Source organism: Spiroplasma endosymbiont of Phycita roborella, assembly GCF_964031195.1.
GTDB lineage: Bacteria > Bacillota_I > Bacilli_A > Mycoplasmatales > VBWQ01 > Spiroplasma_E > Spiroplasma_E ixodetis_A.
This window is the reverse complement of sequence record NZ_CAXIQJ010000004.1, coordinates 264,015-276,521: the sequence shown is the minus strand read 5'-3', so window position 1 is coordinate 276,521 and position 12,507 is coordinate 264,015. Positions and strand designations below refer to the sequence as shown.

Genomic DNA, 12,507 nt, shown 5'->3' with positions numbered 1-12,507 from the left:
TTAAATTAAAGCCTCCTCAACGATTTTAATTGCCTCAGTAGTAAACAATACTTTTTTAGCATTTAATAAATCGTAAATATTAATACTATTAGCAGCGATTGTTGTTGTTCTAGGTAAATTGCGACCTGATTTAATAACTGTTTCTTTATTGCTTATTCCTGAAACAATTAGTGTTTTATTGTTTGCTAATTCTAAAACTTTTAAAGTTTCTAACATAATTTTAGTTGAAGGTTTTTCAAAGTTTAATTCATCAATTACAACTATGTTTTTATTTTGGAATTTGGCAGCCAATGCTGATTTTATTGCCAATCTTCTTACTTTTTTTGGTAATCCAATTAAATAATTACGATCAGTATTTGGTCCAAAAACAATCCCCCCACCTTTTCATTGTGGTGAACGAATTGAGCCTTGACGCGCATTACCTGTTCCTTTTTGTTTTCATGGTTTTCTACCACCGCCAGCAACTTCAGCACGACTTTTAACAGCGTGTGTTCCTTGACGTTTTGTAGCATTATAACTTAATAAACTATCAAACTGCGCTTGCTTGTGGGGTTCAATTCCTCAAATTTTTTCGTTTAAAGTTAATTCGCTAACTTTTGTTCCAGCGTTGTTAACAACATTAATTTTCATTTTGCTATCCTCCATAATTAACTTTATTGACCATCAGTAACTTCGGTTGTAGTATTTTGATTTCTAACAACTAATGATACTGGGGTTTTGAGAATTGGTTTTTTAACTGCTTGTTTAATAACAAGAAAGCCTTGTTTTGGTCCTGGAACTGAACCTTTTACTAAAAGATAATTATTTTCTTTATCTACTTTAATAACTTCTAAGTTAGCAACACTACGTTTAACATTTCCCATTTGCCCTGGCATTGGTTGTGATTTAAACACACGGTTAGCATTAATAGAACCTGTTGAACCCATTTGACGATGTAAACCTGATCCATGACCCATTGGACCACGTGATTGATTATGACGTTTAATGCGTCCTGTAAATCCTTTACCTTTAGAAGTTCCTTGAACATCAACGAATTCACCTGCTGTGAATACGTCAGCAACATTAATAAGATCTTTATGATTAAATCCGTTCATGTTACGAATTTCTTTCACGAAGCGCTTAGGTTGACTGTCGGCTTTTTTAAAGTGTCCGATTGTTGGTTTGTTTGATAAAGTAACACGAAGATCGAACGTTGCAAGTTGTAAACTACTATATTTGTCTTTTACATTTGTTTTAACTTGACTTACTACATTTGGTTGTACTTCGATAATTGTTACTGGAACTAGTTGTCCGTTGTTTAAGAAAACTTGTGACATTCCTAGTTTCTTACCTAAGATTCCTTTCATAATTTCCTCCTTGGAATATGTTGTAAATAATTAATATTTATCGATTTTAATAATTTTTTTTATTAATCTTTTTTGATACTTGATTTAAAGTTGATTTTTTTTCATCTTTAGATTCGATTATCAAAGAGATACTAACACTATTAGGGATAGTAAGTCCACTTAGAGCATTTAAAGATTTTGGTGATAATTGAGCACCAATAATTCTTTTGTGAGTTCTCTTTTCAAATTGTTCACGTGAATCTTTATGTTTATGCGGTGAACGAAGAATAGTGAAAATTTCTTTATGAGTTGGTAATGGAATTGGACCTACCACTTCAGCACCTTCTTTTTTTAACACATCTTTAATTTTCTGTGCTATTTGGTCAATAGCTGAGTGATCATAACTTTCTAAACGAATTTTTACTTTGTCTCCTATGATTGCCATTGGTTATATCCTCCTTAGAACGATTTTTAATAAAATAAAGAACAAAACATGTGATATAATGACAACTGATATCAGTGTATCAGCATTTATACATAACAATCATGCCTTGTAAGTATAACATAGTGTAATGGTAAAAGGGAATAGCAAAATACAAAAAATACAAAAAAAATAATGGGTTTTTTGCTCATAATCTTTTAACTATTAATTTAGTTGTAAAAAATAAAGATTTTTATTAAAAAAATAATAAAATACCATTATTTTTTTATTATTTTCTTACTTTAAAAAAGTAAAAGGTAATATATAATTATAATATTTCACAAAATTTATTTAAATAAAAATATTACATGATATAAATATAATAATGAAATTCTTTTAGCAAAAGATATTTAAACTTCAATTTTGATATAATTCTAAAATTAGTAAGTTACACTTTTATAACAACTATGTTGATTAAATTAGAAAAGGAATTACAATGAGAGTAAGAAATAAGCCATGAGCAAAAGAATTTATTTTAATACATAATAATTTATGTATTAATGATCCCTATAATTACAAAGGGAAATGAAATAAAAAAATATTTCAAAATAAAAATCCAATCAATATTGAAATTGGAAGTGGCAAAGGAAATTTCATTATAAATCTTGCTAAACAAAATTCAAATCAAAATTATATTGCTATTGAAAAAAATATTTCTATTGTAACTATATTATTAAAAAAATTAATTGAAAATAAATTATGTAATTTAAAAATAATTATAGAAGATGCTATAAATTTAAAAGATTTTTTTGCCAATAATGAAATTAATAAAATTTATTTAAATTTTTCTGATCCATGACCTAAAAAAAGACATTTTAAAAGAAGATTAACATACCAAAAATTTTTAGAAATATACAAAAAAATTTTAATAAAAAATGGTCAACTTCACTTTAAAACAGATAATAACAATTTATTTAATTATTCACTTTTAGAATTTCAAAAAAATAAATGAAATTTATTAGAATATACAATTAATCTACATCAAGATAATAATATAATAAAAAATGATGAAGCATTTATTAAAACTGAATATGAAGAAAAATTCATTAAACAAAATAAAAACATTAATTATTTATTAATACAAAAAAAATAAAATTGAAGTTTAAACTTCAATTTTATTAAAAAAAGTTAATGATTAACTAAGATTATATTCATATTAAACTATAAAGATTTTTCATCAAATGTTACATTTAATAGGAGATTATCAAAAATCCGGAATAAATTAAATCTATATAGTCTTATTATATTTTAGACAAGAAATAATTTGGATTTTTATGAAATTGTATTTAAATAATATAATTTTTTTAAATAAATTGCAACAAAAATACTTATAATTAAGTTTGTTAAATGTTAAACTTATGAAATAAAATTAAGGAGAATTTAAAAATGAAAATTAAAGCAGTTAAAAATTTACAGTTAATAACTGTATTACTATTTATTTTAACTATTTTAACTTTAATTATAGGATTGTGAATAATAGGTTTATTTCATGGAAAAGAAGTAGTAATCTCGAAAAATATTTCTTTACATAAAATTTTAAAAAAAATATTTAAATATAATGGTTTTATATTATGAAGTAAATATAGTTTATATTATATTCTAAGTAATAATAATATTTCTCTTAAAAATTTTGGAAACTATTATACTGTTCATAATTATTATCATTATTCTTTATTACAATTTAAAATTGGAATTATTTTTTGCGAGATTTTAGTACCAATTTTAATATTTATAACTATATTATTAATTTTATGAATAATTTATTTAAAAATAAAAATTAAAATTTTTGAGACTTTATTGCAAATTGTGAAATAATCAATAATTACTATATTCATTAAATTATGTTTCTAAATTTATTTTATTACATTTAAAAATAACCATTTTAATATAAATCAAAATATTATATGTTCTATTACCAAGCATTTCTTTTAAAACATGTCAAATATTAGTTTCAGTAAAACAACCAATATTTCATTTTGCACCTTGATTTTCAATACCTTGTTTATTATTTTTAAAATATTTTTTCTTTAATTTTTTATGATTATCTAATTGATTATATAAATAGTCAATTAATTCATCATATTTACCATTATTAATTAAATTTTTACAGTGATTATATTCTTTTAAATATTTTCCTTTATTTCCAGCCATTATTCCAAGATATAATGTTCTAATTAAATGGAATTTATCTAAAACAAACTGTGCCCCTAAATAATCTGCCACATCTTTAATTCATCCTGCACTATCACCACAAATAATAATTTTTGCTTGCTCAATATTTTCATAAAATTTTTGACAGTGTTCTTTAACAAATTTAGCAGTTTTTTTAACACCAATTGCTGTTTTTGTTGGTCTTATAATTGCTTTTACTCTTTTATTTTGTACTTTGTGATTAATATTATCTGTATATGTTACTATTAAACGCATAGAATGTTTTATACCCTTACGTTTAAAATTTCAAAATTTTCGGTGACCATGATCAATTGCTACAAAAATAGGTTGATTTTTTTCTAATTTTACTTTTATTGGATTTGCTTCAATTACTTCTAAATTCTTAAAAACTCTATGAACAGTACTAACACTAATACCTGCTTTTTTACAAATAGCACAAATATCATGGTATCTTTTTCCGTCAGCAAAATATTCAATAATAGTTTGTTCAATATCTTCACCAATTCTTTTATATTTAGGTAATTCTAGTCATTCATCAACTAAACAAACACAAACTAATTTTTGTAATTTTTCATCAAAATATTCATAAATTCTTCTTTTATAAGTTACTAATCCATACATTGTTTTTCTTGTTCTATATTGATAATCAACAATTTTATATTTCTTTTTATCTCTTGTTTTAAATATTCTTCAATCTCGTTTTTCTCATTTCTTTGTTATATGTTCTAAAACTAATTTATCAATTTTAGCATATTGTTCTCTAAAATTTCATTTATAATTAAAACTCATATTTTTTACTCTCCTAATCTGTTTCTGCATCAATTATTAATTTTAATTTACATAAATTTAAAGTGTTAAAATATAGTAAATTAAAATAATAATCTATTTTTCTTTATTTTATTCACAATAATCCACATAAGAACGTAATTATTATTAAAATAATGGTATTGCGAAAAAAAGTACTTTCATATTTGCCATATAATAAACAATTTCAATATAATTAATAGTATAGGTATCATAAAATAAACGCCTTTAATTTAGGTGTTATTTTGCATTTAAAAGCATACTTGTAAAAATAATCAAAAATAGTACAATTTATAAGTAAAATCAAGGAAAAAAGGAGTAATTTAATATGAAAACATGAATAAAAACAAATTTTTATAAAATAACATCAATTTTAGCATTATTTTTAGCAACAACTGGATTAATAGTTGGAGCAATAACACATCATAAAACAAATGATTTAACTTATTATTTAGATTATGATGGTAATGCGCACTGGGAGGGTAACTATATGAGAATATAAAGTAAGTGATAAACATAAAATATCACTTTATTTTGGATTTAAACCTACATCTGAAAATGATATAAAATGAAATGGAATTTATCCCGATGGATATTTTAGTAATTAACAAATAAATTAAGGAGATATTAATAATATGCTTAGTAAAGAATTAGTAATTAAAAGATAAAATTAAAATATGTGAAAAAATAAAAACTGAAAATCAACTAAAATTGAAAAATCAAAAATCAAAAAATACTGATGAAATAACAGAATTTAAAAATATGGAAATGATAGTTTTTAATGACTTTGAAATTCAACTTTGAAAAAAATTCATTAAAGAAATAGAAAATGGTGACTTTGATAATAAATTACAAAATTAAATATATTATATTAAATTTCAATATTTATATAAAAAATATTTTCATTATATTTGTCAAATAAATTAATATTAGTTAAATTTATTTCTTGTTTATCACTTATTAAAATTAAATCATAATTTCCAGCACCAAATATACCACTAATTTCAATCCGATTTAAGTTATTAATCGGATTTTCAATTTTTAACTCAAATTCACTATTATTATCAATTTGTGAAATTTCTTTATAGAATTCTAGTTTAGAAAATAATTGAGATTTATTTGAACCATATAAATTTAAAGTATTTTCAATTTTATTATTACTAATAATTGCTCTTGTAAAATACTTTCCATACTCACCATTACCTAATGTTCAATCAGCAGGAATTAATGACGGTATATTATTGCTTTCTAACTCGTTTGTAATAGATAATCAGTTAAATTGGTTATCATCTAGTTTGAATAATTCATTTTGTGGAATGGCAACCCTTTTTAGGACTATTTTTTGGTAGACATTTGTTTTTGATAACTAATTGGAGTTAGGTAGTTTAGAGTACTGTGAATTCTTATGTTGTTATATCAATTGATGTAATCAAATAATTCTAATTTTAATTGGATTAATGATGTAAAATTTTTATCATTAATAAATTCAATTTTGAAAGTTTTAAAAGTTGCTTCAGCAACAGCATTGTCATAAGGACATCCTTTTTTGCTTAAAGATCGAGTTATGTTGAAAGCTAATAAAAGTTTATCAATAGTTTTATTATTGAATTCATTACCGCGATCAGTATGAAATATTTCAATATCTTTTAAACAGTGATTTGATTGCATAAATGCTTGATATACTAATGATGCATCTTTTTTAACTCCAACACTATGTCCAATAATTTCGCGGTTAAATAGGTCGATTAATAGGCAAATATAGTTTCATTTACCATTAACTTGAACATAAGTTAAATCACTAACAATAACTTCATTTTTAATTCTATTATTAAAGTTTCTATTAACAAGATTGGTTATTTGACTATCATTGACTTTATTATGATAATTTTTGAATGATAATTTAGTGTATTTTGATATTAAATTATGCTTATTCATAATTTCTTTAATTTTTCTGCGTGATAAATAAATTTCTTGGTTTGCTAGTATGACTTTTAATCTTCTAGTACCATAAACTTCTTTATTTTCTTTAAAAGCACTAATAACAGCTTGTTCATAAATATTATTTTGAATTTTATTTTTTTTCTTTAAATTAAAATAATATGTTGATTTAGAGAGTTTTAAAAAATGACACATTGTGCGAATTTTATATTTAGATTTATTATTTGCAATAATCTCTACTTTCTGTCTATTATTAGTGCTGCTTGCTTTAAAATATCAATTTCCATTCGTAACTGTTTTAATTCTTTATTTGCTTGAATTAATTGTTTTTCTAAATCTGAAAGATTATCTTTAGTTTTAAAACTACCTGAATTAGTAAATTGCTTAATTCAATTGTAAGTAGCTGCTCTTGTAACATTGTATTCTTTAACAAGGCAAGATACTGATTTGCCACTTTGATATAAAGCTACTATTTGTTTTTTAAATTCATCTGAATATGAGTTAATAGTGACCATAATTATAATTCCTTTCTTTTAACTAATTTGTTCACTTGTCTATGTAATTAGTGTCCAATAAAGTGTAACCCATCCAGTATTAGTATTAGTAATAGTTTTAGATTGTGATTGAGTTTGATAAATTTGTTCGGTATTAGAACTATTAGTATAAATGTCTTGAAAAGAATCTACTATATTTTCATCTTTAGCAACAGTCTTTATTGGTTTTAAAGTACCTTCTTTGCCAGTAAAATATTTATCATATTCTTTTTGAATCAAATCCTTCATGGAAATTGGTATTTCATAATTACCATCTGCTACTCATCCATTTTTTGGAATAATTGTATTATTGATATCTTTAATAATATTTTCCATATTATCTGGTGGATATCAAGTAAGTCCATTCTTTTTTGTTTCATGTTTTATAGAAGTATCAGCAGAAGTACAAGCAACTACATTCGTTACTGTTACTGTTGAAAATCCTAAAATAGACATTAATGATAATAATTTCCTCATATTTTTGGATGGGTTACACTTTATTGGACACTAATTACATAGACAAGTGAACAAATTAGTTAAAAGAAAGGAATTATAATTATGGTCACTATTAACTCATATTCAGATGAATTTAAAAAACAAATAGTAGCTTTATATCAAAGTGGCAAATCAGTATCTTGCCTTGTTAAAGAATACAATGTTACAAGAGCAGCTACTTACAATTGAATTAAGCAATTTACTAATTCAGGTAGTTTTAAAACTAAAGATAATCTTTCAGATTTAGAAAAACAATTAATTCAAGCAAATAAAGAATTAAAACAGTTACGAATGGAAATTGATATTTTAAAGCAAGCAGCACTAATAATAGGCAGAAAGTAGAGATTATTGCAAATAATAAATCTAAATATAAAATTCGCACAATGTGTCATTTTTTAAAACTCTCTAAATCAACATATTATTTTAATTTAAAGAAAAAAAAAAAATTCAAAATAATATTTATGAACAAGCTGTTATTAGTGCTTTTAAAGAAAATAAAGAAGTTTATGGTACTAGAAGATTAAAAGTCATACTAGCAAACCAAGAAATTTATTTATCACGCAGAAAAATTAAAGAAATTATGAATAAGCATAATTTAATATCAAAATACACTAAATTATCATTCAAAAATTATCATAATAAAGTCAATGATAGTCAAATAACCAATCTTGTTAATAGAAACTTTAATAATAGAATTAAAAATGAAGTTATTGTTAGTGATTTAACTTATGTTCAAGTTAATGGTAAATGAAACTATATTTGCCTATTAATCGACCTATTTAACCGCGAAATTATTGGACATAGTGTTGGAGTTAAAAAAGATGCATCATTAGTATATCAAGCATTTATGCAATCAAATCACTGTTTAAAAGATATTGAAATATTTCATACTGATCGCGGTAATGAATTCAATAATAAAACTATTGATAAACTTTTATTAGCTTTCAACATAACTCGATCTTTAAGCAAAAAAGGATGTCCTTATGACAATGCTGTTGCTGAAGCAACTTTTAAAACTTTCAAAATTGAATTTATTAATGATAAAAATTTTACATCATTAATCCAATTAAAATTAGAATTATTTGATTACATCAATTGATATAACAACATAAGAATTCACAGTACTCTAAACTACCTAACTCCAATTAGTTATCAAAAACAAATGTCTACCAAAAAATAGTCCTAAAAAGGGTTGCCATTCCATTTTGATCATATATTATTTTCCTCCTAAATATTTATACACACATGTTTTGTGTGACCATCTTAATTAGCAGAACAAATAATGATTTAAAGATAAATGAATGATATACAATAAAATAGTTAAAGTCAAAAAAATTAATGAAATTATTTAAAATTAACATTATTTTTAACAAATTTTATCTTTTTATTCTTATATAAATAAGTAATAATTAATTATTTAATTTATACGAAAACTTATAATATTGATAATAGTAATCTTATAAATAACATTAAAAGTAAATATTGTATAAAATATTTTATTAGAAAAGTAATATTTCTAATAAAATATTATTGATTTTATTTGAATTTATTATAAAGATTAAAAAGAAAAACAAATATTTTAAGTAATTAAGGAGAATACTAATGCCATTATCATTAATAACTGAAACCACACCTTTATTACCACTATCAAATAATACTAGCACATGAAAACAAACTATTAAAAATTGAACTAATGGATTTTACCAAGAAATTAAACATTTAGTTTCGGGATCGCTATGAATATCATCAGCTATTATTACAATTGCTAGTTTAAACATTATTAGTACTCAAGTAAATAGTAATGAGGATATAGATTTTAAAAAGGCATTTACTACTTTAATTAAATGAGAAGTACTTGGCAATACTACTATTTCACTCTTTGTTTCATTTCTAAAGAAATGTTTAACAAATTTCGGTAATAGTCAATTAGAAAAAACTTTATTTTATAAAGTATGAAATAAAATAAAAGATAAAGTATTTACTAATACTACTGAAATAACTAACCTTAATTTTGAGGAAATAAAAACTAAAATTAATATTCTTGAAACAAATAAAAATACATTAGAAACACAAATGAAAGAGTTTTCAAACTTATGTCAACAATTAGTTACAAAGTTTAAAACTCTTTTAAATAATAATACTGAAAATAATATTATATTAACCATTGAAGAAAACATTAATAACAATCTTAAAGCATATTCAATAATTACTAATGAATTAATAAAAATTATTGCTACTTTCGCAGTTTTCACTAGCGGAGTATCTTTTGCTAGTTCTATAAGTATTATAAAAAACGATATAGCCAATGATTTACCTTTAAATCCAACATCCTTTGTTAAAACTTTTACTGCTCTTGAAACTATTATTGTATCCTTTTTAGCATTAATAATTTTTAAATTAAAATTTAATCTATTTGAAAATGGATTAAAAAATATTAAACACTCATTATTATGACAATGCATTAAAAAAATTATTAATAAACCTACTGTTAGTGAAGCAGATATTGAATTAGAATATGAAAAAATAACTGCTTTAAAAAGATGATATGATTTAAATTTTATTAAACTAGAATTTAATTTAAATGAAATACAAAAAATTTTAGAAATACAAACTTTAAATCCTAATAATGACTACAATAACAATATTTGTAAAAATATTAAATATTTATTTACTTGATTAATATCAATAGTATCTTCGATGACACTTGATAGTTATTTTGATATTATTACTGCTCAAATAAGTGCTAACAAAAAAATAGATTTTATAAAAGATTTAAAGCTACTAATAACTAAAGAAAATATAATAGTTGCAATAATAGCCCAAATTGGTTTTTCATTTAAACTTAATATTACTGATTTTTATTGAGAAAGATTTAAAAATACATATACTTATCAAGTATTAAGTTATATATGTAATTTTCCTAAAAAATGTTATCAGTCTGTTTACTCAAATAATTCAATTTTCCAATTAAGTTCAAATATTACTGAAGAAAATTTAGAAAAATTAGTCAAAAATTATTATGAAAAAATTGATAAAAATATTAAAATCTTAGAAAAAATAAATATTAAATTAAATGATACTATTGATACAAGTAATCGATTAAATATTAATAAAATTAATAATTCTCAACTACCACCATTATTAAAAACACTACAAAAAATAGAATCAAATATTATTTCAATACCAATTAACTAAAAATATTGTCAAATAACTTTTTTATAAAATAAAAAAGGAATGATTGTTATGATTATTCCTTTTTATAACTTTATTTACTTGTACTATAATTTTTCATATATTGAACTAATGTTTTAATTAATATACCCATACCACGATCATTTTTATAAGCAGTTCCTGCAATATCTAAATGTAAAAATGGTTTATCTTCACTAAATTCTTTTAAAAATGCAGCAGCATTTGATGAACCACCATATGGATCTTTAGAAAGATTACTTAAATCAGCTATTTTAGATGAACGCATATTTAAAATATTTTGTTGATGAATTGGCATTCTTCAAATTTCCTCATTAGTTTGTTGTGATGATAAATCAAAATCATTAAATAATTTATCATCAGTAGCAAAAGCACCAGTCATATAGCTACCTAATGCCACTAGCATTGCGCCAGTTAAAGTTGATAATTCAATAATACGATTTGCTTTTCCTTTACGTAAAGCATATGTCATACCATCTGCTAATACCAATCTTCCTTCTGCATCGGTATTATTAATTTCTACAGTTTTACCATTCATTGAAGTAAAAACTGTTTCTACTAAAGTAGCATGACCACCAATCTTATTTTCTGTTAAACAAGCAACAGCGACAAAGTTTATTTTTAATTGTAATTTAGCAGCAGCAATGGCAGCATTACATACACTAGCTGCACCCGACATATCAAATTTCATACCTTTCATTGCTGAAGAAGGTTTTAGTGAATAACCACCACTATCAAAAGTAATTCCTTTACCAACTATTCCCAAAATATCATCGGCATGCTGTGGATCACCTTTATATTCCAAAACAACAACACGAGCATCAAAATTACTTCCAGCATTAACTGCTAATAATAAATTCATATTTAGCTCTGTTATTTCTTTTTGCCCTAAAACCTTTACTGATAAATTTTTAATACCTTTTGCTGCATCTTGAATTTTTTTTGCAAAAACTTCGGGATATAATAAATTAGGTGGCATATCTTGCAAATTACGTGCTAAATTAATACTTTCTCCTTGAATTTCGATCTGTTGTTGTGAAGTATAGCTAGGGAATTTTGCTGTTGAAACAACATTATATTTAACTTTTTTTTCTTCATTCTTTTTACTTTTTAAAGTATATTCTTTAAAAGTACCGAATCATAATGCTTCATATATAGTTTGTAAAAGTATACTTTCATTTAAATTACTCGTAACAAAAGATTTGACATCAATATCCAAATCTTGACTATTATTACTACTAAAATTTACAAAAAAATTATAAACATCATTACGAGTTAAACCTTTACTATCACCTAAATATAGGTAATAAGTTTTATCTTCAGAAATTAATGTTAATTTTTTTTTTTCTTTAGCAATCAATTCATGAGGAACTTTATCAGCAAATACCGCTGTTAATTTTAATTTTAATTCAAGTTTACTACTAACATTAAGTAGAATATTTTTATCCATATTTTCACTCCTAAATGGTAATATTAAAATAATTACAATATATCTGAATTAATATTTTCGAAAATTACAACAAAAATAGATAAGTTAAACAATATTATT

General features: G+C 23.0%; 10 protein-coding genes and 2 pseudogenes. 5 read left to right on the top strand and 7 right to left on the bottom strand.

The features are described 5' to 3' along the window. From rplD to rpsJ, 3 genes and pseudogenes are all read right to left on the bottom strand, one after another. On the bottom strand, positions 1–630 hold the full coding sequence (gene rplD / locus AAHM95_RS03530; RefSeq protein WP_281748516.1) for a 50S ribosomal protein L4: 630 nt from the start codon (positions 628–630) through the stop codon (positions 1–3). A gap of 23 nt (positions 631–653) precedes the next feature. Further along, positions 654–1,346, bottom strand: a complete 693-nt coding sequence (rplC, locus tag AAHM95_RS03525; protein WP_174480934.1) for a 50S ribosomal protein L3 — start codon at positions 1,344–1,346, stop codon at positions 654–656. 115 nt (positions 1,347–1,461) lie between these two features. Further along, positions 1,462–1,764, bottom strand: a pseudogene (rpsJ, locus tag AAHM95_RS03520) (30S ribosomal protein S10); the annotation flags it as partial. 478 nt (positions 1,765–2,242) lie between these two features. Between rpsJ and trmB the strand changes: the two are divergent. Further along, positions 2,243–2,899, top strand: coding sequence for a tRNA (guanosine(46)-N7)-methyltransferase TrmB (gene trmB / locus AAHM95_RS03515; RefSeq protein WP_342274122.1), 657 nt, complete (start codon positions 2,243–2,245; stop codon positions 2,897–2,899). A gap of 746 nt (positions 2,900–3,645) precedes the next feature. Here trmB and AAHM95_RS03510 read toward each other — a convergent pair. Continuing rightward, complete coding sequence (locus tag AAHM95_RS03510; protein ID WP_342273833.1) at positions 3,646–4,767, bottom strand: Mbov_0401 family ICE element transposase-like protein; 1,122 nt, start codon at positions 4,765–4,767, stop codon at positions 3,646–3,648. Between the two features lie 343 nt (positions 4,768–5,110). On the opposite strand from AAHM95_RS03510, the gene AAHM95_RS03505 reads away from it, so the two are divergent. Both AAHM95_RS03505 and AAHM95_RS03500 read left to right on the top strand, forming a co-directional pair. Continuing rightward, the gene (locus AAHM95_RS03505; protein WP_342274121.1) at positions 5,111–5,284 is read left to right on the top strand and encodes a hypothetical protein; all 174 of its coding nucleotides are present in this window, start codon (positions 5,111–5,113) and stop codon (positions 5,282–5,284) included. Between the two features lie 209 nt (positions 5,285–5,493). After that, complete coding sequence (locus AAHM95_RS03500) at positions 5,494–5,643, top strand: hypothetical protein (RefSeq protein ID WP_342274120.1); 150 nt, start codon at positions 5,494–5,496, stop codon at positions 5,641–5,643. 474 nt (positions 5,644–6,117) lie between these two features. Here the strand turns inward: AAHM95_RS03500 and AAHM95_RS03495 are convergent. Together AAHM95_RS03495 and AAHM95_RS03490 are read right to left on the bottom strand one after the other, a co-directional pair. After that, a protein-coding gene (locus tag AAHM95_RS03495) for an IS3 family transposase (RefSeq protein ID WP_342274119.1) occupies positions 6,118–7,235 on the bottom strand; the annotation gives its coding sequence in 2 pieces (ribosomal slippage) (positions 6,118–6,992 and positions 6,992–7,235; 1,119 coding nt in all). 39 nt (positions 7,236–7,274) lie between these two features. Further along, complete coding sequence (locus tag AAHM95_RS03490; protein ID WP_342274118.1) at positions 7,275–7,730, bottom strand: hypothetical protein; 456 nt, start codon at positions 7,728–7,730, stop codon at positions 7,275–7,277. A gap of 81 nt (positions 7,731–7,811) precedes the next feature. On the opposite strand from AAHM95_RS03490, the pseudogene AAHM95_RS03485 reads away from it, so the two are divergent. Continuing rightward, a pseudogene (locus tag AAHM95_RS03485) lies at positions 7,812–8,928 on the top strand (IS3 family transposase). A gap of 422 nt (positions 8,929–9,350) precedes the next feature. Continuing rightward, the gene (locus AAHM95_RS03480) at positions 9,351–10,943 is read left to right on the top strand and encodes a hypothetical protein (protein WP_342274117.1); all 1,593 of its coding nucleotides are present in this window, start codon (positions 9,351–9,353) and stop codon (positions 10,941–10,943) included. A 70-nt stretch (positions 10,944–11,013) separates the two neighbouring features. Here the strand turns inward: AAHM95_RS03480 and AAHM95_RS03475 are convergent, their stop codons facing one another. Next, complete coding sequence (locus tag AAHM95_RS03475) at positions 11,014–12,408, bottom strand: M17 family metallopeptidase (protein WP_342274116.1); 1,395 nt, start codon at positions 12,406–12,408, stop codon at positions 11,014–11,016. Positions 12,409–12,507 lie beyond the last annotated feature (99 nt).